This is a genomic window from Nonomuraea sp. NPDC051191, assembly GCF_044455665.1.
Lineage (GTDB): Bacteria > Actinomycetota > Actinomycetes > Streptosporangiales > Streptosporangiaceae > Nonomuraea.
The window spans coordinates 37192-56714 of the sequence record NZ_JBITEZ010000008.1 but is presented as its reverse complement, the minus strand read 5'-3'; the positions used below and the strand labels follow the sequence as shown (position 1 = coordinate 56714).

The following is a 19523-nucleotide window of genomic DNA, read 5'->3' as shown; positions in this document are numbered from 1 at the left end:
CTCCCGTGCCGTATCCGACATGTTGTGACGGCTGTTAGTCGCAGGGATGGAATGCCCCTCTCCAACAGCCACAGCTCTCGTCGCTCAAGATCACCGATAGGGTGCGCCAGAAGCAAAAGGAGCCCCTGACGTGTCACCCTCAGCCCCGTTAGCCTGGCTAGCGGCCCTCGCCGCTGCGGCCTACCCCACCTGGGACACCTGGAAGACCAGGTTCGACTGGTCCTCCCTGTTCACGGCCGCCAACGTGCCCGAGGAGTACTACGCGAAGGAGCACTTCGGGGGCTTCACCGAGGGCGTAGTGAGCTGCGTACGTCCGTACGACGCGATAGACCACTCGCCGTTCCTACCGCTGCGCGACGACCTCGCCACCCTCACCGAACTCGCGACGACCTGGGCCGTGCCCCTGCTGGCCGTGCTGGTCGCCCTGATGCGGCGGGATTCGGCGACGGCGGGACCGCGTGCCGCCTGGGTGCTGATGCTGATCGCGCTCGCCCGGCCACTCTCGGCCGACTACCAGGGGGACAGCATCTGCTCGGGCTCACTGCCCATGTTCACCTCGGACTGGTTCGAGGCTCTGTCCGGCGGCTGGGGACTCTGGGAGTTGTGCCTGCTGGCGGCTGCCCTGCTGGTGCTGCTCGCATCGCACTCCCCAGCGCCGCCGATCTCTGGACGGCGCGCGCTGACGACCGTCATGGACGCCCTGGTGGTGTACGGGCTGGTGGCCCTCGCCCCGCTCCTCACCGGGGACGAATCCCTACGCGCCGGCCTGCTGTACCAACTCCAGTTCGACGGCCTCCGCGATGCCCCTGCTCGGCTGCTGGTACTCGTGCTGCCGCTCGGTTACCTCCTGTGGAGATACGGCCGGCCGCCTCGCCGCGGATACGACAGCTAATCGCTCTCCGGCGAATACTTCCGGGCGACGACGGCGTTGAACTCCGCCACCAGCCCATCGTCCGCGTACGCCTTCAGGTCTGCTTGTAGGTCTCGGATGTACCGGAGATAGCGCTCCGACTTGAGCGGCCCGGCGAGGTCGATGGCCTCCAGCGCGACGGCCGCGGCCTGCGACGGGTCGCCCATGTGCACGTAGCTCGCCGCCTGGACCAGCCGGTCGAAGGCCAGTGTCCGCACGTACATCGGATCGCAGAGCCCGACCGCCTGGCCGACGAACTCCATCGCCCGGGACGGCTTGCGAAGGTCGCGGTAACAATGCGCGCCCTCGCTGGCCAGTTCGGCGGCATCGAAGTACCCGACCCACGAGGGGTCATCGTCCACGTTGCGCTTGGCGAACCATTTCTCCGCCTCAAGCAGGGCTCGCGCGCATGCGGCCTCGTCGCCGTTCCCGGCGTGCGCGCGGGCCTCCATGGCGAAGAACAAGGCCATGGGCGTCGCGGTGGACGCGTTACGGCAGCCCTCCTGCGCCGCACGCGCGAGTTGAATGGCCTGGTCGTATCGGCCCAGATAATTCGCTTGGTGGCTCATGTCGGCCAGGATCAGGCCACCCAGCATGCGATCTCCGGACACCTGAGCAAGGCGCAATCCTTGCAGAAAATAGCGTTGCGCGAGCCCGTGCCGGCCGAGGTCGTACGCCGTCCACGCGACCAGTTCCGTGATTTCGGCCGCCGCCGCGTACAACGCCCGCCCTACCGACTCCTCGAATTTCCCGTCGAGCATGGGAACGACTTCTCGGTGGTAATACTGGACGAGCGCGGAACGTGCATGTCCGCCCCCGAATTGAAAACCCATGCTCGCGAACAGCTCTGTGGTGGCGCGAATGGTCTGCACGTCCCACGGGCCGACAGACGGCCGCGCATGCTCCCGTATCAGCACCGGCTCCGGCCGCGACAGGAGCCACGCGATGAGGGACTCGTTCCAGGCGTCCGGGACGACCACCGACTGAAGCGCCACGGGATCGTCTGCGAGGTCGCGCCGCGTCAGGCCCAGCAGCCGACTCCCCACGTCGGAGATGCCGCCGCCATGAGCCAGCGTGCGTTCCAGCGTCTCCGGAGTCACGACGCTCGCGAAACCGATGTCGTCCAGCGTGAAGGTGACCCCGGCCTTCCTGGTGAGTGCTTCCGCGATGAAGCGCGCGGTGGCTGGCCGCGGCTTCACCCCGTCGAGCCAGCGTTTGACGTCCACGTGCGTACAGCTCAGGGTTACTCCATCTTCTTGCGCAATCTGTCGCACTCGTGAAGCAAGTCCCGAATTAGAACAATCGGCACGCCGCATCGCATCAGCAAGCCCCACATTGGGCATTCGAGACATCTTCACCTCCACATGGGCACGCCTCGGCAATCATGGCGCGAACACGGCCATAAACGCCTGCTTTCCCGAGAAATACCGGCCCGCGTTTCTCCTGCTCAGGGCTTGAATCACCCCCAAAAAGCACCCCCTGTGCATTCAGTCCCGATCATGAGCACAGTGTTGGGGCGGCGCCCGGCGAGGAAGGCTTGAGTCAGCAAGAGCGGGCGAGCCGAGTACCGCGGGACTCCAACACAACCAGTCCCTCACACTTGACTCTCCGTAGCTGTACATGTTCTATGTCTCTTAGGACCTGCTCGACAGGTCCTCGAACCGAGAGGTCTCGTCATGCTCATCCGTCCGCGCAAAGTGCTCCCGACCGTCCTGACGATCTGCGCTGCGCTCTACGCCCTGAAGGACCCGGAGGGCGCGGCGACCATCGTCAAGGCCGCCGCTCACCTGGTCATGAGTGCTTCGGAGTCCTTCGCCCGGTTCGTCCACACCGTCAACAAGTGATCGCAGAAAGAGACGCCGTGACTCAGAACCCGAACCGCCCCATCCACCCGGCCCGCATGTCACTCGCCGAGATCGAAGCCACCTGGCAGACCGACGACGGGACGCCGCTCCCCGAGTGCACGTACGACCCCGAGCTGCACACCGGCCCGCGGCTCACCATCGAGAGCACCGAGGAGCGCACCGCCCGCGAGGCCGTCGCCCGAGAGGTCTGTGCGACCTGCCCCGCCCTGTCGCTGTGCGAGCAGTACGCGAGGCGCACCCGCCCGACCTCGGGCATCTGGGCCGGCCTGCCGGCCGCCGCCCTGACCACCTACAACACCGACCTGGCAGACATGGAGGTGGCCTGAATGGCCAGCCGCATCCGCACCCGCTTCTGGGACCCGTCCGGCGCCCGGTACGGCATCCCCACCTACCCACGGCACCTGGTCCCGCCGCACCTGCGCACACTCCACCAGCTCGCCGCCCAGGGACTACGCCCTGGCCCTCAAGGCGCACAGGCCCAGTCTCTGTGGCGCGGCCGGCGTCCCGGCCCGCCTCGCGTTCGGGCCGTTTCCCTGTACGACGTGCAGTTCGCCCTGCCGAAGCGCACCCCGAGCCCGCGCCGCCGTACCGACATCTTCAAGACCAGCCGGACGTGCCCCGAGTGCCTGATCGACGTCGGCTACGTGCTGCCGCGCCACCTCGGCGTGTGCCTCGACTGCGCCGAGGAGGTGGCCGCGTGAGCCGCCGCACCCTCGACACCTCCGGGCGTCCCGGCGTCACCGTCCACGGCGAGAAGCTCCCGAGCCTCTACCAGCCGGAAGCCGGACGCGACGGATGGCTGGAGGCCGACCGCAAGCGCGGCATGCGCCGCAGCGGACGCCCCACCCGCGAACGCCGCCCACGATCCACCCAAAGGAAGGACACACGATGACCGCCTACGAGGCCACGCCTCGCCCGTTGACCGAGGGCGAACGTACCGCCATCTCCACCACCGCAGCCGTCACCGGCGCCCTCGGACTCCTGGGCTTCGTCAACAGCTTCGAGCGCGTCGCCACGGCGGCCGAGCCCTCGTTCGGATGGTTCGCCTGGACCGTTCCACTCGGCATCGACCTGGGGATCGCGGCGTTCTCAGCGCTCGACATCGTCCTTGCCCGCCTAGGCATGCGCCTAGGTTGGCTCCGCTTCATCCCATGGGCCCTGACCGCCGCGACGGTCTACCTCAACGTGGCCGCCTACCTCACCGTGCCAGGACGGACGGACTGGTTCGCCGTCGTCGCCCACGCCCTGCTGCCGCTCCTGTGGGTCATCGCCATCGAGATCGGTGCCCACGTCGTCCGCAAGCACGCCGAGCTGGCCAGGCCGGACCACATGGACGGCATCCGCCGCTCACGCTGGCTTCTCGCCCCGCTGGCGACGGTCTCCCTCTGGCGCCGCATGGTGCTCTGGGAGATCCGCAGCTACCCGGAGGCTCTCGGCAGGGAACGTGAACGCATCCTGGCCCGCACGGAGCTTCAGGACCGGTACGGCCTGCTGTGGCGGTGGAAGGCCACCCGCCGCGAGCGAGCCCTGTACCGCCTCGGCGAACTCACGCCCAAGCACATGCAACTGCCGGCCGCGACACTCCCGGAACTGGAGGCTCCCAGCATCGCTCTACCGCCGACTGCTCCAAGGCGACACGGCCGTGGACCCAAGCGGCCCCAGAACACGACGTCACCGAACGTAGGAGACCTCCTGCCGCTGGGACGGCACATCGCCGCCGACCTGATCTCACAGGGCGAGCCCCTCACCCGTGACCGCCTCCGCGACGCCATCCGCAACCGCGGCCAGAGCATCTCGACCGACCGCGCCGGCGCGCTCCTGGCCCAGCTCAAAGCGGAAGGCCCCGTACCAAAAGGTGAGGCCGCCTGATGAGCCTGACCATCACGGACACCCGGATCAGCTCCGACCGGTGCCTGAACGTCGCCGAACTAGGAGCAGGCGGTTGGACCGTCACCGGCTACCCCGGACGCCTCTTCGACCGCGACCAGGCCACCACCGCCATGCTCCTGGCCGAACTGCTCGCCCTGACCCTGCCGACTGCACTCGACATCGCCCAAGCGGTCGGACCGCACTCGCCGACCGCTGACCACAGACCCACCGACCGCCCGGACGAATCGCGGTCCGACCGCACCTCGTCCCTGACCGTCACGTGGGGCGCGGCCTCATCCGCCAAGACAACGACCGCGCCCCAGGACCCCACCACCCATCAGGCAGCAGAGGTGCCTTCATCATGACTCACCGACCGGACGACCCCAACCACCACCCGAACGAGGACGACACTCCAGACCGGTCCGCCGAACCGACCCCGGACCGCCAGGACGGCAAGGGGGCGGACATCGTCGACCTCGACGCCGCCCGGTCCGGACGCCACTTCGACCGCTCCCAACCGGAGCCGAAGAAGCCCGCGCAGAACGACGCGGACGGACCGGTCCTTGACGGCGAGATCGTCCGAGTGGACCAGCCCGGTCCGACCCGGACGGACTGGCGGGCGAGCCTGGAACGGAAGGCGACCACCCGACAGCCGATCATCCCGCTGTGGCTGCGCTCCCGCTCCGAGGCCATCGAGACCATCCGCTGGGCGAGCCTCCACTACCTGCACGTCGCCTGCTACCAGACCCTCCGCGCCCCGCTCTACGCCGGACGGCTGACCGCCCGCGCCCCGCGCGGCTTCGTCCGCCTCGTGAACGGCATGGCGCGGTGGACGTTCGACCTGGAGGGCGAGCCCGCACGCGTGGCGGCCGTCCGCAAATCCGACTACGAGGGGTACCTGAAGCTGAGCAGGCAACGAGACTCGCGTGTGCGGCTGCGTGTCTGGATCACCGGGACGATCCTGATCGCGCTGCTGGTCCTGGCCATCGTCGCGGCCAACGAGCCGTCCGCCGTCCACTGGGGAGCGCTCGCCGTGGCCATGGCCGTGCTGGGACTCCTCGGCAAGCCCGCCGACCGGCCGCTGATCAACCGGGCCGTCATGGCGTCCGAGGTGGAGAAGCTGACCAGTGACATCGTGGTCCGCGCGCTGAGCGTGCTCGGCATCGCCGGCATCACGCAGGCCCTGTCCAAGAATCCCAAGGACGCCATCCGGTTCGTCGCCCCGATCACCCGCGACGGCCCCGGCTGGCGGGCCGACATCGACCTGCCGTACGGCGTGACCGTGGCCGATGTGCTGGACAGGCGGAAGCAGCTGTCCGGCGCGCTGCGCCGCCCGCTCGGCTGCATCTGGCCGGAGGGCGACCCGTCCGTCCACGAGGGACGGCTGATCCTGTGGGTGGGCGACAAGGACCTGTCCAAGACCATCGTGCGGTCCCCGCTCAAGCGGGCCGGCTCGCACGACGTGTTCAAGGGCATCCCGTTCGGCAACGACCCGCGCGGCCGCCTGGTCACCGTGCCGCTGATCCAACACAACGTGCTGATCGGCTCCCAGCCCGGCCAGGGCAAGACCTCGTCCATCCGCGAGCTGGCCGCCGGGATCGTGCTCGACCCCACGGTCGAGGCATGGTTCCACGAGCTCAAGGGCACCGGCGACCTGGACCCGTACGACAAGGTCTGTCACCGCTACGTCTCCGGCATCGAGGACGAGGCCATCGCCTACGCCGCCGACTCCCTGACCCTGCTGCGCAAAGAGGTCATGCGCCGCTCGGCCGCGCTCAAGGCCCTGCCCGCGGACCTGTGCCCGGACAAGCGCGTCACCCGGCAGATCGCCGACAAGCGCTCCCTGGGCCTGCATCCGCTGGTCTGCATCATCGACGAGTGCCAGAACCTGTTCGCCCACGCCGAGTACGGCGACAAGGCAGGCGATGACGCCGAGTTCATCATCAAGCTCGGCCGCGCCCTGGGCGTCGTCCTGATCCTGGCCACCCAGCGCCCGGACCGCGACAGCCTGCCCACCGGCATCTCCGCCAACGTCTCCATCCGCTTCTGCCTGCGGGTGGCCGGCCAGCTCGAAAACGACATGATCCTCGGCACCTCGGCCTACAAGAACGGCATCCGCGCCACCGTCTTCGTCCCGGAGAAGGACGCGGGCACCGGCTACCTGGTCGGCGCGACACCGATGCCCAAGGTCGTCAAGGCCGCCTACCTCAACACCCCGGAAACCCAGCTCATCGCCGACCGCGCCTACGCACTGCGCAAGACGGCAGGCACGCTCACCGGCTACGCCCTCGGCGAGACGCCCGAGCCGGCCGCGCCGACCTTCGACCTGCTGGCCGACATCCTCGCTGTGGTCCCGTCGTCCGAGGCCAAGGTCTGGAACGAGGTCGTCGTGGATCGCCTGGCCGAACTCCGGCCCGACATCTACGGCGCATGGGCGGCCCTGGAAGGCGGGGCGAAGACCGCCCAGCTCACCACCGCCCTCAAGCCGTACGGCGTCCGCACCATGCAGGTATGGGGCACCCCGGAAGGCGGCGGCAAGGGCGCCAACCGCATCGGCATCGCCCGCGACGACCTCACCACGGCCATCACCCTGCGTGACAAGGGCAAGGCGTCATAGCTCATCCGATCGCCTCTAGACCTAGAGGCGCACCCCTCTAGGTCTAGAGGCTCCCCTAGAGCCCGAAACCCTGTTCTATCTGGGCTCTAGCGCCTAGAGCCTGACCTGCGGAAACCCTAAAACCGGCCCTGGAGGCCCTCATGGCCAGCGTCATCGCCCTTCTAGCACTTTGCCTACCTTTCGTCACTCTCAGCTACATCGTCGTGTGCCTGGCGTCGCCCTGGGGCCGCTGCACCCGATGCCGTCCCGGCGGCAAGAACCGCACCTGCCGCGCCTGCGAAGGCACCGGCAAGCGCCCCCGCCTCGGCTGGCAGCTCTACTTCTACGCCCGCCGCCTCCACCGCGACGGCAACCACTGATGCCGCCCTCTGAGGAGATCCACATGCACGACCTCACCCGCTACGCCCTGGCCGCCGCCGCCCGCGGCTGGCACGTCTTCCCACTCACCCCGTACGACAAGCGCCCGCTACCCGGCTTCACCGCCTGGGAGCAGCACGCCACCACCGACACCGCCCTCATCCGCCACATGTGGGCCCGCGCCCCGTTCAACATCGGCATCGCCTGCGGCCCGTCCGGTCTGGTGGTGCTCGACCTGGACGTACCGAAGCCCGACGAGCATCCGCCGCCCGACTGGTCGCGGCCCGGCATCAACGACGGCGCGGACGTCCTGGCCTCGCTCTGCGAGCAGGCCGGCCAACCGCTGCCACTGGAGACCTTCACGGTCCGCACCCGACGCGGTGGCACTCACCTCTACTTCACCACCCCGGCCGACACCGACCTCCGGAACACCGCCGGCAGGCTCGGCTGGAAGATCGACACCCGCGCTCACGGCGGCTACGTCGTCGGGCCGGGGAGCGTCGTTGACCTCTCCGATGGCACCGGCTCCTATGACGTCCTGCACGATGCCACGCCGATCCCGCTTCCTCACTGGCTCGTCCGTCGCCTCACTCAACCGGCTCCGGGACCAACCTCAACATCCGCGGGTGCCCTGCTGGCCACCAGTGTGGGAGACCACGCGACCGGCTACGCCATCGCGGCCCTCCGCGGCGAGATCGACCGCGTTCTCGACGCCGAGCCAGGCACCCGCAACAACACCCTCAACACCGCCGCCTTCGCCCTCGGCCAGCTCACCGCCGGCGGGCTCGTCCCTCGTGACCTCGCCGAGGCATGCCTGCGGACCGCTGCTCACGCCGTCGGGCTCAGCCCGCGCGAAGCGTTCAGCACCATTCGGTCGGGGCTCGACGCCGGCCAGCGCCATCCGAGAAGGGCAGCCGCGTGACGACTTTGAACACACACAGCACCCGACCAACCGCCGACGCCATCCTCGACGGCCTGCGCGCCGCTGACCAACTCGCCGAATTGCACGACGCGCCTCCTGCCTGGGAGCCGCCCGCGCCCCTCGGCCAGCGCGGCGAGCTCCCACCTTTCCCAGTTCACGCGCTCCCCTCGTGGGTCGCCGAGCACATCAGCGCCGTGGCGGAGGAGACTCAGACGCCACTCGACCTGGCCGGCTGTGTCAGCCTTGCGGCCCTGTCCACCGCCGCCGGAGGGCGCGCGGTCGTCAACGTCCGTGGCTCGTGGGTGGAGCCGGTGAACCTGTTCGTCCTGGTCGCCATGCCGCCGGGCTCGCGCAAGTCCGCTGTGTTCCGCGCCATGACCGCCCCGTTGATCCGCGCCGAAGGTGTTCTGCAGGACCGGATCGGGCCGCAGATCACCGAGGCCGAAGTCGCTCGCCGACTGGCCGAGGACCTCGCCGAGAAGGCTGCCCGCACGGCCGCCTCAGCACAAGGCGAGGCGGCCACGGAGGCCATCGCCGAGGCCCAGAGTGCGGCTCTGGCAGTGGACGGGATCAAGATCCCGGTCAAGCCACGCCTGATGGCCGACGACGTGACTGCAGAGACGGCCTCCTCGATTCTCGTCGAGCAGGGTGGCCGCCTCGCCGTTCTCAGCGCTGAGGGCGGCATCTTCGCCACCCTGGCCGGACGCTACTCCGGCACACCCAACCTGGACCTGTTTCTCAAGGGTCACGCCGGAGACCCGCTCATCATCGACCGCCGAGGCCGCAGCGAACGCGTCGACCAGGCCGTCCTGACCATGGGCCTGGCCGTCCAGCCCGAGATCGTCTCCGACATCGCCACCATGCCCGGCTTCCGTGGCAAGGGGCTGCTCGGGCGCATCCTGTACAGCCTGCCGAAGAGCAACGTCGGCTACCGCAAGGTCGACGCGCCCACCGTCCCGGAGCCCGTCTCCGCGCGCTACGACGCCGAGCTGCAACGCCTGACGATCGGGATGCACGGGTGGGAAGATCCGGCCCGCCTGGTCCTCTCCCCCGAAGCCGCCGAGATCTTCACCGAACACCGCCGCGCCACCGAACGCCGGCTGCGTCCGGATTCCGGGGATCTCGGCCACATCACCGATTGGGCGGGCAAGTTCGACGGCGCGGTGATGCGCCTCGCCGGGCTCATCCACCTGGCCGGCCGTATCGAAGACGGCTGGCGGCATCCGATCAGCCCGAAGACCGTGAAGGCCGCCATCACCCTCGGCCAGTATTTCGTCGCTCATGCCCTGGCCACCTTCGACGCCATGGGCGCCGATCCGGACCTCGAAGCCGCGCGAACCGTCCACGCCTGGCTCCAGCGCACGGGCACCACCCGCTTCACGGTCCGGGAAGCCTTCACCGCTCTGCCACGCAGCCGCTTCCGCAAGGTCGCCGAGTTGGAAGCACCGCTCGACCTCTTGGAGCAACTCGGCTGGATCCGTCGCGAACCTCAGCCTCCTCGCACAGGCCCAGGTCGCCGCCCATCCCCCGCCTACGCCGTCCACCCCAGCATCCGCCAGCACGGAACCGGAAGGACCACGGCCTGATGGCTGCCAAGAACCTGCGTGTGACCGAACCCACGACCGTCCACCGTCCGAGCTTCCTCACACCCGAGGAACTCGCCGAGCTGTTCACAGTCCCGCTGGAGACCGTCTACCAGTGGCGACGCAAGCACACCGGTCCCCCGGGCTTCCGAGTGGGCCGCCATCTCCGCTACGACCTCGCCGCTGTCCTCGCGTGGGTCTCCGAGCAGACCGAGATGGAGGTGAACTGACATAGCCGGACACATCCAAGATCGCTGGTACAAGACTGTGACGGGCCCGGACGGCAAACCCAAGCGGGTACGCACCAGCCGCTACGGACACGGCTCCCGGTATCGCGCCCGCTACGTGGGGCCCGATGGCACGGAGAAGAGCCAGGCCTTCCCTGACCGGCAGAAGCGCCAGGCCGAAGAGTGGCTCGCGGGGATCGCCGCCGACATGTCACGCGGGCAGTACACGGATCCTCGCGCGGCCCGTGTGACCTTCCGCCAGTTCGCCGAGAAGTGGCTCGCCGAACGGAGCGGCGACCCGAACACGCGCGCATCGATGAGCGCGCAACTGAGGCTGCATGCCTTTCCGCACCTCGGCCCACGACCGCTCGGGTCCTTCCAACCAGGGCACATCCGGGAGTGGGTCAAGCAGCTCGAAGAGAAGGGCGTGCGCGGCTCGTACGCCAGGACCATCTACTCGAACGTCCGCGCGGTGCTGAGCGCAGCCGTGGACGACGGGCACCTCCCCCGTAATCCCTGCTCAGCGCGTTCTGTGCGGGCGCCTAGCGTCGAGACGAAGCGGGTGGTGCCATGGTCGGCCGAAAGGGTCCTCGCGGTGCGTGACGCGCTCCCTGAGCGGTTTCGGGCCATGGTGGATCTGGGCGGCGGTTGCGGGTTGCGGCAGGGCGAGATCTTCGCCGTCGATGTGGACGCGCTCGACTTCGACTCGTACGTGCTGCATGTCGTCCAGCAGCTCAAGTACAGCGAGTACCGTCTCGTCCTCGCCCCGCCGAAGGGCGGCAAGCTCCGGGACGTTCCCCTGCCAGGACCCGTGGCCGACGCGATCAGGGGACACATGGAATGCTTCCCGCCGGTCGAGATCACCCTTCCCTGGGGTAACGCGAACGGCCCGCTGGTGACCAGGCGTCTGATCTTCACGCAGACAACCGGAGAAGTCGTGCGCCGGCCGAGCTTCAACAACGTCCACTGGAAGACGGCTCTCGTACGAGCAGGTGTCATCCCGAAGCGCAAGCGCGGCGAGCCGCACCAGGCTGCACGCGAGCACGGCATGCACGCCCTGCGGCACTTCTACGCCTCAGTACTCCTGGACGCCGGCGAGAACATCAAGGCCCTCAGCGAGTACCTCGGGCACCACGATCCGGGTTTCACCCTGCGGACCTACACCCACCTCATGCCGAGCAGCCAGGACCGGACACGGAACGCCGTGGCCGCCGTGTTCGCGTCCGGCCCGAAGCTTTGACGGCCCACAGACGGCCCAGAGCAGCCGCGAAACGGCCTCTACCTCGCAGCATCGCCGCAGGTAGAGGCCGCTCTTTCTCAAGCAGACATCTTCGTCATGAGGGGACTGTAAGCCCTTTCACCGACCTGCGGAATCATGACCGACCATTCCTATGACCTGGGCAAACGCCGTCATCGCCGATCAACGTCTGTCATCGTCGACCCGCCTCGCACGGCCCAGAGACGGCCCCGAACCCGAACTAGCCAACAGACCACCCCCAGGCATGGGGATCGGCCTCCAACTTGGCCCGGTCGGGAGCTTTCTGCAGGTCACCCCCACAGGTGTGGGGATCGGTTCCTGCCGCCGACATAGCGCTCGTAGGTGGTCGGGTCACCCCCACAGGTGTGGGGATCGGCCGGGCAACGAGAACGCGGTGCCGGTGACGACCGGGCCACCCCCACAGGTGTGGGGATCGGTAGCCGAGTTCCTCCTCAAGCTGGCGTTGCACCGGGCCCCCCACAGGTGTGGGGATCGGCGAACTGGCCGCTGCGGCGATTGACTCACTGGCGGGTCACCTCCACAGGTGTGGGGATCGGGTCGGCGCGATCCAGGAGCCGACGAAGGACATCGGGTCACCCCCACAGGTGTAGGGATCGGCGCATCCACCAAGCTGCTGCCACTCCGGAGTGCGGGTCACCCCCACAGGTGTGGGGATCGGCTGTAGGCGGCCGACTGCGCCTGCTCCAGGTCCGGGTCACCCCCACAGGTGTGGGGATCGGCTGTAGGCGGCCGACTGCGCCTGCTCCAGGTCCGGGTCACCCCCACAGGTGTGGGGATCGGTATTCGTTGAAGGTGTCCAAGAGGTCCTCGGACGGGTCACCCCCACAGGTGTGGGGATCGGTCTCTGTCGGAGCGGTGAACGGGCTCGGTGAACGGGTCACCCCCACAGGTGTGGGGATCGGCTTCATCTACGCCTCCGCCTGGGGGTCGGTGCCGGGTCACCCCCACAGGTGTGGGGATCGGCAGGACACCGCATCCGATGTGTAGGAGTTACTCGGGTCACCCCCACAGGTGTGGGGATCGGTCGTAGGTCGTCTTGACCAGGTCCCCGGCCGGCGGGTCACCCCCACAGGTGTGGGGATCGGTCATCGAGCTCTCCGGCGATGGTGCAGCCGAACGGGTCACCCCCACAGGTGTGGGGATCGGCGCCGCTGATCTTGTACGTGAGTCAGCGGCTGCGGGTCACCCCCACAGGTGTGGGGATCGGAAGTCGGGGTCGGTGGAGCGGGAGTGGCGTGGCGGGTCACCCCCACAGGTGTGGGGATCGGGACCCCAATAGCGAGACCGTGTGGGCCGTCCACGGGTCACCCCCACAGGTGTGGGGATCGGTCGCCCTCCGACACGGCCGCCTCGATGGCGCGCGGGTCACCCCCACACGTGTGGGGATCGGAGGCGTTGTCGCGGCCGATACGGCGCGCGAGTCGGGTCACCCCCACAGGTGTGGGGATCGGGCCTTGACCGCCCGCGTACGGCGGTCGATCTCCGGGTCACCCCCACAGGTGTGGGGATCGGACGGCTGCCGGATCCGCGACCAAGAACAACGCCGGGTCACCCCCACAGGTGTGGGGATCGGGACCGCTTGCCGTCCTTGCCGTCCTTGTCGTCCGGGTCACCCCCACAGGTGTGGGGATCGGATGCGCCAGGCCATCACCGCTCCCCGCGAGGACGGGTCACCCCCACAGGTGTGGGGATCGGACTTCCTGAGCAGCGAGGATAGCGGCGACCTGCAGCGATGCAAGTGTCGATTTATTGTCGGAATTTTGTCTTCCGTCATGCCGAGCCAGAAGGCGCAGATCCGCTCTCAGGCGACCAGTCGTTGGTCCCCACAGCCCGGTCCCCACGCCCGTGGGGGTGATCCGATGAGCAGTTCGTCTTCGGGGTGGGTCCCCACCCGGTCCCCACGCCTCTGGGGGTGATCCGCTGGCCGACGCGTTCGCTGGTCTGACAAGCACCGATCCCCACACCCGTGGGGGTGATCCGCTTCCCGCGCCCACCAGGGCGAGTGTCATGATCCGGTCCCCACGCCCGTGGGGTGATCCGGTGAGCGGGCCATGGTGGATCTGGGCGGCGGTTGCGGGTTGCGGCAGGGCGAGATCTTCGCCGTCGATGTGAACGCGCTCGACTTCGGCTCGTACGTGCTTCATGTCGTCCAGCAGCTCAAGTACAGCGAGTACCGTCGGCTCGCCGCGCTTGCGCTTCGGAATGACACCTGCTCGTACGAGAGCCGTCTTCCAGTGGACGTTGTTGAAGCTCGGCCGGCGCAAGCACAAGGCCGCACGCGAGCACGGCATGCACGCCCTACAGCACTTCTACGCCTCAGTGCTCCTGGACGCCGGCGAGAACATCAAGGCTCTGATCGAATACCTCGGGCACCACGATCCGGGCTTCACCCTGCGGACCTACACCCACCTCATGCCGAGCAGCCAGGACCGGACGCGGAACGCCGTGACCGCCGTGTTCGCGTCCGGCCCGAAGCTTTGACGGCCCACAGACGGCCCAGAGCCGCGAAACGGCCTCTACCTCGCAGCATTGCTGCAGGTAGAGGCCGCTTTTTCTCAAGCAGACATCTTCTTCTTGAGGTTCTCGTCCAGGGCGGCCAGGAAGTCCTGGGTGGTGAGCCACTTGGCGTCGCCGCCGACCAGCAGGGCGAGGTCCTTGGTCATCTGACCGCTCTCGACGGTCTCGATGCAGACCTGCTCCAGCTTGTTGGCGAAGTCGGTCACGGCGGGCGTGTTGTCGAGCTTGCCGCGGTGGGCCAGGCCACGCGTCCACGCGAAGATCGAGGCGATCGGGTTCGTGGAGGTGGGGTTGCCCTTCTCGTGCTCGCGGAAGTGGCGGGTGACGGTGCCGTGGGCGGCCTCGGCCTCGACGGTCTGGCCGTCGGGGGTCATGAGGACGGACGTCATCAGGCCGAGCGAGCCGAAGCCCTGCGCGACGGTGTCGGACTGCACGTCGCCGTCGTAGTTCTTGGCGGCCCAGACGTAGCCGCCCTCCCACTTGAGCGCCGCGGCGACCATGTCGTCGATGAGGCGGTGCTCGTAGGTGAGCCCGGCCTTGTCGAAGTCGGCCTTGAACTCGGCCTCGAAGACCTCGGCGAAGATGTCCTTGAAGCGGCCGTCGTACGCCTTGAGGATGGTGTTCTTCGTCGACAGGTAGACCGGGTAGTTGCGGGCCAGGCCGTAGCGCATGGAGGCGCGGGCGAAGTCGCGGATCGACTCGTCGAGGTTGTACATCGCCATGGCGACGCCGCTGCCCGGGAAGTCGTACACGTCGATCTCGATCGGCTCGGAGCCGTCCTTCGGCGTGTACGTGAGGGTCAGGGTGCCCTCGCCGGGGATCTTCAGGTCGGTGGCGCGGTACTGGTCGCCGAACGCGTGACGGCCGACGACGATCGGCTTGGTCCAGCCGGGCACGAGCCGCGGCACGTTCGACATGATGATCGGCTCACGGAAGATCACGCCGCCGAGGATGTTGCGGATGGTCCCGTTGGGGGACTTCCACATCTTCTTGAGCCCGAACTCCTCGACCCGCGCCTCGTCCGGGGTGATGGTGGCGCACTTCACACCGACGCCGTACTTCTTGATGGCGTTGGCGGCGTCGATGGTGACCTGGTCGTCCGTCGAGTCACGGTACTCGATCCCCAGGTCGTAGTACTTCAGGTCGACGTCGAGGTAGGGAAGGATCAGCTGGTCCTTGATGAACTGCCAGATGATCCGGGTCATCTCGTCGCCGTCGAGCTCGACGACCGGACCCTCCACCTTGATCTTGGGCATGCGAATGGTTCCCCTTCAATGAATGGATGCGTTGAGGCTATCGGACCGTCCCGTCAACCGGCCAAAAGGGACAGAAGCCAGGCCTTGAACGCGTTGTTGTACAGCGCCAGCGAGGTCAGGGCCATCAGGAAGCCGAACGCGGTCAGCGTGATGACGTCCGTCCTCCTGTCGCGGACGGCCAGTTGCCCGTCGAATCCGGCGAACCGGAGCGCGGCGGCGACCATCAGCACGCCACCCAGCGCGAACCCGCCCCAGCGTGGGTCCACCAGCAGGATCACGAGCACGGTGACGGCCGCTCCCGCCAGGATCAGCGGGAACGGTCCCCAACGTTCGCGTTCGTTCTCTCGGCTCAACGCTCTTCTATTGGCTTCCACTTCTGATCGCGCTCGCCAATGTATTCACTGTCGGGCCGGATCAGCCTGTTGTCGGCATGCTGCTCGATCACGTGCGCGGTCCAGCCGGACATGCGGCTGATCGAGAAGACGGGGGTGAACAGGTCCGTCGGAATGCCAAGGTAGTGGTAGACGGACGCCGCGTAGAAATCGACGTTCGGATAGAGGCCCTTCGTCTCGAAGACGACCTCCTCCATCTCCTTGGACATCCGGTAGTAGGTGTCGTCGCCGGTGGACTCGGCCAGCTCGGCCGACATCCGGCGCAGATGCGTGGCGCGCGGGTCCTCGGTCTTGTAGACGCGGTGGCCGAAGCCCATGATCTTCTCGCCCGCGGCGAGCCTGTCGCGTACGGCCTGGGCCACCCCGCCCGGCGAGATCGACTCCAGCGTCTTCATGACCTGCTCGTTCGCGCCGCCGTGCAGGGGGCCCTTGAGCGTGCCGATGGCCGCGACGATGGCCGAGTGCATGTCCGACAGGGTCGCGGCGCAGACGCGGGCGGCGAACGTCGAGGCGTTCATCGTGTGGTCGGCGTGCAGCACCAGGCACTCGTCGAAGATCTCGACCGCGCGCGCCTCGGGGGCGCGGCCGGTGACCTGGAGCAGGAAGTTCCCGGCGATGCTCAGCCCGGGGTCGGCCTCGGGGACCGCGCCGCCGGTGCGGGCGGCGTGGTAGCGGGCGACCAGCACGGGCTGCTGCGCGGTCAGGCGCGCCGCCTTGCGCAGGTTGGCGTCGGGGGCGGTGGAGTCCTTGTCGGGGTCGTCGGCGCCGGAGAGGGAGACGAGCGAGCGGAGCGCCTCCATGGGTTTCTGCTTCTCGGCGATCTCGGCGACGTTCGCCGCGACCAGCGCGCCGAGCTCCCTGCCCTGCGCCAGGTCGGCCCCGTACGCCTCCAGCTCCGCCCGGCCGGGCAGCTTGCCGTACTGCAGCAGGTACGCGGTCTCCTCGAACGTCGCTCGGCCGGCCAGGTCGTGGATGTCGTATCCACGGTAGAAGAGGCGACCGGCCTTGCCGTCGATGTCGCTCAGCGCTGTGGACGCGGCGACGACATCGGCCAGGCCTTTCGTGGGCTTGTCCGCCATGAGTGATTCCTCCGCTTATCTTCCTCCGAAGTCTACCCGTGAGCAGGTAAAACCGTCCGCAGAGGTCCAGACCAATTTCACGACGGATTCTCCTTTCGGCAAAGGAGATTCCGCATCCCCTCGGTTGGGTAAGCCGGAGCTGTAGTAATAGTTACGGCGGGCTACCTGGGGAGGAACTGCCGTGGAGGGGCCGTTCATACGCATCGAGGACACCGGCGACGTGGTCCCGTTGCGCCCCGAGATCACGACGGTCGGGAGAGGCCGGGGTGTGGACATCCGGCTCACCGACCCCAGTGTGTCTCGACTCCATGCCGAGTTCGTCAGACGAGGACCCTACCTGTACGTCGTTGACCTGGGCCTGTCCCGCAACGGCACACGGGTGAACGGCAGGCCGATCGCCCGGAGGGTCCTCGACGACGGCGACGTCGTCTCGTTCGGCGCGGCGCGGGGTCGCATCGGTGGAGTCCCCCGTGAGGACTTCACCCCCGAGGTCGAGCTGCGCAGGGCGGCGGCGCCCGAGCTGACCAGGCGCGAGGTCGATGTGCTGACCTCGCTCTGCAGGCCGGCGCTGTCCGACGAGGCGTTCGTCGCTCCGGCGACGGCGCGCGAGATCGCCGACGACCTGGTCGTGACCGAAGCCGCGGTCAAGCAACACCTGCTGCGGCTGTACCAGAAGTTCAGGATTCCTGAGGGCACCAACCGCCGCACGCGCCTCGCCAACGAGGTCGTCGCGCTCGGGCTGGTGCGCCCGACCCCTGTGGTGCCACCACAGCGGTCGGCGGGCGCCGCGGCTGAGCAGCCGTCGGCGGCCGGTAGGAGGGCTTCCTAAGAGGGAGCCGGATCGCGACCGGGGCTTCGGCGAGGGGTTCCGGCAGCGTCGGAACCATCGACAGATCACCGTGCCCATCCCTGCTGGGCGCGGAACGGGCGAGGGCGGGTGACCGCGGACCGAAAAGGCCTGCGGCACGCGTGCCGTGCTTGTCGCCGGTCGGGAAACGTCCCGGCGACGCGCGCTGGTCAGCCATGCGCGCGGCGCCGGAGATGAACGTTTCCTTACCGGCGTATTTCAGATCACCCGGAACCCGTGGCTGGCCTGGCTGGTCCTGTTGGCCCGGTCGACGGCGACCGCGTAGTAGTGGTCGCCGCGCTTGCCGTCCGGGTCCGTCCAGCGGATCTGCCGGTCACCGGGCACGACGGCGACCAGGTTGCGGGCGTCGGCGAAGGCGTTCTGGCCGGCCTCGCCCGGGAAGCGGAAGATCGCGAACTGGAACGGCTCGTTCCGGCCGGTGGCGACCACGCGGACCTCGACGCCGCCGTTGCGGCGCAGCGCGTACGCCACCACCGGGCGGCGCGGCGGCTCGCCGTTCGCCAGGCGGGGCAGCACGGGCGCGAGCGCGGGCCGCTGGTAGTGGTCGTTGACGGTGGTCGTGATGGAGGCGAGCCTGTCCACCTTGACGTCGTTGGCGTTGTACCAGATGTCGCCGCCGACCTCGGGGTGGGCGCGGTTGAGCGTCAGGTGCTTCGACAGCTCGGCCGGGTTCTGCCACTCGGCGACCTGGGCCGGGTCGCCCGCCTTGTACGCGGCCTGCCCGATCCACAGCAGCGTGTTCGTGCCCGCGGCCACGTCGGACCACCACGGGACGAGCTTGGAGTAGTCGGCCGGCGGCTGCCCGATGTACCAGTAGAGCTGCGGCGCGATGTAGTCCAGCCAGCCCTTCTTGACCCAGCCGCGGGTGTCGGCGTGCAGGTTGTCGTAGGACTGGCCGCCGTTGGTCTCGGAGCCGAGCGGGTCGGTGCCCTTGTTGCGCCAGATGCCCGACGGGCTGATGCCCCAGGCGATCTCCGGCTTGGCCTGGAGGACGCGCTGCTGCATCTCGCTGACCATCAGGTCGACGTTGTTGCGCCGCCAGGAGGCCAGGTCGGGGAAGCCGGCACCGTACTTGGCGAACGTGGCGCTGTCGTCGAAAGCAGTGGTGTTGGTCGGGTAGAAGTAGTCGTCGAAGTGCAGGCCGTCGATGTCGTAGCGAGTGATCGCGTCCATCATCGCGTCCTGGCAGAACTTGCGGACCTCGGGCATGCCCGGGTTGTAGTAGAGCTTGCCGCCGAACGGGAGGATCCACTCGGGGTTCTTGCGTCCGGGGTGGTCCGGGTGCAGCTTGCTGGGGTCGGGCTGCATCGACACGCGGTAGGGGTTGAACCAGGCGTGGAAGGCCAGGCCGCGCTTGTGGGTCTCCTCGACGGCGAACCCGAGCGGGTCGTAGCCGGGGTCCTGGCCCTGGGTGCCGGTCAGGTACTGCGACCAGGGCTCGAACGGCGACGGCCAGAACGCGTCGGCGGTCGGCCTGATCTGCACGAACACGGAGTTGAGCTTGCGCTGCACGGCCACGTCGAGCCAGGCGAGGTATTCGGCCTTCTGCTCGTCGGCGCTCAGCCCCGGCTTCGAGGGCCAGTTGATGTTGACCACGGAAGCGATCCACATGCCGCGCATCTGACGCAGCGGGGGGACGTAGTCGGCCTGGGCGAAGGCCGGCAGCGGCACGGCGGACGCTGCGGCGGCGAGAGCGAGACCCTTCAGGAGAGTCCTTCTGCTGGGCATGGGGGGTGGCCTCTCGACAATGGTTGTGTCGAGGGCGACGATGACAGAAAATTA

The 19523-nt window shown here is 68.4% G+C and carries 20 protein-coding genes and 1 CRISPR repeat array; of the genes, 15 read left to right on the top strand and 5 right to left on the bottom strand.

Going from position 1 to position 19523, the window contains the following annotated elements:
* Positions 1–130: 130 nt before the first annotated feature.
* A complete protein-coding gene (locus tag ACIA8R_RS23720) occupies positions 131–892 on the top strand; it encodes a hypothetical protein (RefSeq protein WP_397040380.1) in 762 nt (253 codons plus the stop codon).
* Here the strand turns inward: ACIA8R_RS23720 and ACIA8R_RS23715 are convergent.
* Entirely contained in the window at positions 889–2136 is a 1248-nt protein-coding gene (locus ACIA8R_RS23715) for a hypothetical protein (RefSeq protein ID WP_397040378.1), read from the bottom strand. The genes ACIA8R_RS23720 and ACIA8R_RS23715 overlap by 4 nt on opposite strands.
* A 450-nt stretch (positions 2137–2586) precedes the next feature.
* On the opposite strand from ACIA8R_RS23715, the gene ACIA8R_RS23710 reads away from it, so the two are divergent.
* The 13 genes from ACIA8R_RS23710 to ACIA8R_RS23650 all read left to right on the top strand — a co-directional run bounded on the left by ACIA8R_RS23710 (position 2587) and on the right by ACIA8R_RS23650 (position 14110).
* Positions 2587–2754 carry a hypothetical protein gene (locus ACIA8R_RS23710; protein WP_357966596.1) on the top strand — a complete coding sequence of 56 codons (168 nt, stop codon included), beginning with the start codon at positions 2587–2589 and terminating at the stop codon, positions 2752–2754.
* 17 nt (positions 2755–2771) lie between these two features.
* Positions 2772–3101, top strand: a complete 330-nt coding sequence (locus ACIA8R_RS23705; RefSeq protein ID WP_397040376.1) for a WhiB family transcriptional regulator — start codon at positions 2772–2774, stop codon at positions 3099–3101.
* A complete protein-coding gene (locus ACIA8R_RS23700) occupies positions 3102–3476 on the top strand; it encodes an RRQRL motif-containing zinc-binding protein (protein ID WP_397040374.1) in 375 nt (124 codons plus the stop codon).
* Complete coding sequence (locus ACIA8R_RS23695; protein ID WP_397040372.1) at positions 3473–3667, top strand: hypothetical protein; 195 nt, start codon at positions 3473–3475, stop codon at positions 3665–3667. Before ACIA8R_RS23700 ends, ACIA8R_RS23695 begins: the two co-directional genes overlap by 4 nt.
* Positions 3664–4644, top strand: coding sequence for a DUF2637 domain-containing protein (locus ACIA8R_RS23690; RefSeq protein WP_397040370.1), 981 nt, complete (start codon positions 3664–3666; stop codon positions 4642–4644). Before ACIA8R_RS23695 ends, ACIA8R_RS23690 begins: the two co-directional genes overlap by 4 nt.
* On the top strand, positions 4644–5009 hold the full coding sequence (locus ACIA8R_RS23685; protein ID WP_397040369.1) for a hypothetical protein: 366 nt from the start codon (positions 4644–4646) through the stop codon (positions 5007–5009). The genes ACIA8R_RS23690 and ACIA8R_RS23685 overlap by 1 nt, the downstream gene beginning before the upstream one ends.
* Entirely contained in the window at positions 5006–7261 is a 2256-nt protein-coding gene (locus ACIA8R_RS23680) for a cell division protein FtsK (protein WP_397040367.1), read from the top strand. Before ACIA8R_RS23685 ends, ACIA8R_RS23680 begins: the two co-directional genes overlap by 4 nt.
* A gap of 140 nt (positions 7262–7401) precedes the next feature.
* Complete coding sequence (locus ACIA8R_RS23675; RefSeq protein ID WP_397040365.1) at positions 7402–7620, top strand: hypothetical protein; 219 nt, start codon at positions 7402–7404, stop codon at positions 7618–7620.
* Between the two features lie 23 nt (positions 7621–7643).
* Entirely contained in the window at positions 7644–8540 is an 897-nt protein-coding gene (locus ACIA8R_RS23670) for a bifunctional DNA primase/polymerase (RefSeq protein ID WP_397040363.1), read from the top strand.
* Entirely contained in the window at positions 8537–10126 is a 1590-nt protein-coding gene (locus ACIA8R_RS23665) for a YfjI family protein (protein ID WP_397040361.1), read from the top strand. The genes ACIA8R_RS23670 and ACIA8R_RS23665 overlap by 4 nt, the downstream gene beginning before the upstream one ends.
* Entirely contained in the window at positions 10126–10353 is a 228-nt protein-coding gene (locus tag ACIA8R_RS23660) for a helix-turn-helix domain-containing protein (RefSeq protein ID WP_397040360.1), read from the top strand. The genes ACIA8R_RS23665 and ACIA8R_RS23660 overlap by 1 nt, the downstream gene beginning before the upstream one ends.
* Positions 10354–10390: 37 nt before the next feature.
* The gene (locus ACIA8R_RS23655; protein WP_397040358.1) at positions 10391–11590 is read left to right on the top strand and encodes a tyrosine-type recombinase/integrase; all 1200 of its coding nucleotides are present in this window, start codon (positions 10391–10393) and stop codon (positions 11588–11590) included.
* Positions 11591–11834: 244 nt separating this feature from the next.
* Positions 11835–13324: direct repeats of the CRISPR family, unit length 29 nt; unit sequence CGGGTCACCCCCACAGGTGTGGGGATCGG.
* A gap of 495 nt (positions 13325–13819) precedes the next feature.
* Positions 13820–14110: a hypothetical protein gene (locus ACIA8R_RS23650; RefSeq protein ID WP_397040356.1), complete on the top strand. Its 291-nt coding sequence runs from the start codon at positions 13820–13822 to the stop codon at positions 14108–14110.
* 74 nt (positions 14111–14184) lie between these two features.
* On the opposite strand, the gene ACIA8R_RS23645 is transcribed toward ACIA8R_RS23650, so the two are convergent.
* The 3 genes from ACIA8R_RS23645 to ACIA8R_RS23635 are packed head-to-tail and all read right to left on the bottom strand — an operon-like array spanning position 14185 to position 16873.
* A complete protein-coding gene (locus tag ACIA8R_RS23645) occupies positions 14185–15402 on the bottom strand; it encodes an NADP-dependent isocitrate dehydrogenase (protein ID WP_397040354.1) in 1218 nt (405 codons plus the stop codon).
* A 53-nt stretch (positions 15403–15455) separates the two neighbouring features.
* Complete coding sequence (locus ACIA8R_RS23640) at positions 15456–15755, bottom strand: DUF3017 domain-containing protein (protein ID WP_397040353.1); 300 nt, start codon at positions 15753–15755, stop codon at positions 15456–15458.
* A complete protein-coding gene (locus tag ACIA8R_RS23635) occupies positions 15752–16873 on the bottom strand; it encodes a citrate/2-methylcitrate synthase (RefSeq protein WP_357707762.1) in 1122 nt (373 codons plus the stop codon). Before ACIA8R_RS23635 ends, ACIA8R_RS23640 begins: the two co-directional genes overlap by 4 nt.
* Before the next feature lie 181 nt (positions 16874–17054).
* Here ACIA8R_RS23635 and ACIA8R_RS23630 point away from each other — a divergent pair, with 181 nt between their 5' ends.
* Positions 17055–17702 (top strand): FHA domain-containing protein, encoded by a 648-nt coding sequence (locus tag ACIA8R_RS23630; protein WP_125644444.1) that lies wholly within the window; start codon positions 17055–17057, stop codon positions 17700–17702.
* A 237-nt stretch (positions 17703–17939) separates the two neighbouring features.
* Here the strand turns inward: ACIA8R_RS23630 and ACIA8R_RS23625 are convergent, their stop codons facing one another.
* Positions 17940–19469 (bottom strand): glycoside hydrolase family 10 protein, encoded by a 1530-nt coding sequence (locus tag ACIA8R_RS23625; RefSeq protein WP_397040351.1) that lies wholly within the window; start codon positions 19467–19469, stop codon positions 17940–17942.
* Between the last annotated feature and the right edge of the window lie 54 nt (positions 19470–19523).

Bases quoted from the DNA above. Each gene is read 5' to 3' on its own strand.
- ACIA8R_RS23710 (WP_357966596.1), top strand. From the start codon at position 2,587: ATGCTCATCCGTCCGCGCAAAGTGCTCCCGACCGTCCTGACGATCTGC.
- ACIA8R_RS23700 (WP_397040374.1), top strand. From the start codon at position 3,102: ATGGCCAGCCGCATCCGCACCCGCTTCTGGGACCCGTCCGGCGCCCGG.
- ACIA8R_RS23690 (WP_397040370.1), top strand. From the start codon at position 3,664: ATGACCGCCTACGAGGCCACGCCTCGCCCGTTGACCGAGGGCGAACGT.
- ACIA8R_RS23685 (WP_397040369.1), top strand. From the start codon at position 4,644: ATGAGCCTGACCATCACGGACACCCGGATCAGCTCCGACCGGTGCCTG.
- ACIA8R_RS23680 (WP_397040367.1), top strand. From the start codon at position 5,006: ATGACTCACCGACCGGACGACCCCAACCACCACCCGAACGAGGACGAC.
- ACIA8R_RS23675 (WP_397040365.1), top strand. From the start codon at position 7,402: ATGGCCAGCGTCATCGCCCTTCTAGCACTTTGCCTACCTTTCGTCACT.
- ACIA8R_RS23670 (WP_397040363.1), top strand. From the start codon at position 7,644: ATGCACGACCTCACCCGCTACGCCCTGGCCGCCGCCGCCCGCGGCTGG.
- ACIA8R_RS23660 (WP_397040360.1), top strand. From the start codon at position 10,126: ATGGCTGCCAAGAACCTGCGTGTGACCGAACCCACGACCGTCCACCGT.
- ACIA8R_RS23645 (WP_397040354.1), bottom strand. From the start codon at position 15,402: ATGCCCAAGATCAAGGTGGAGGGTCCGGTCGTCGAGCTCGACGGCGAC.
- ACIA8R_RS23635 (WP_357707762.1), bottom strand. From the start codon at position 16,873: ATGGCGGACAAGCCCACGAAAGGCCTGGCCGATGTCGTCGCCGCGTCC.
- ACIA8R_RS23625 (WP_397040351.1), bottom strand. From the start codon at position 19,469: ATGCCCAGCAGAAGGACTCTCCTGAAGGGTCTCGCTCTCGCCGCCGCA.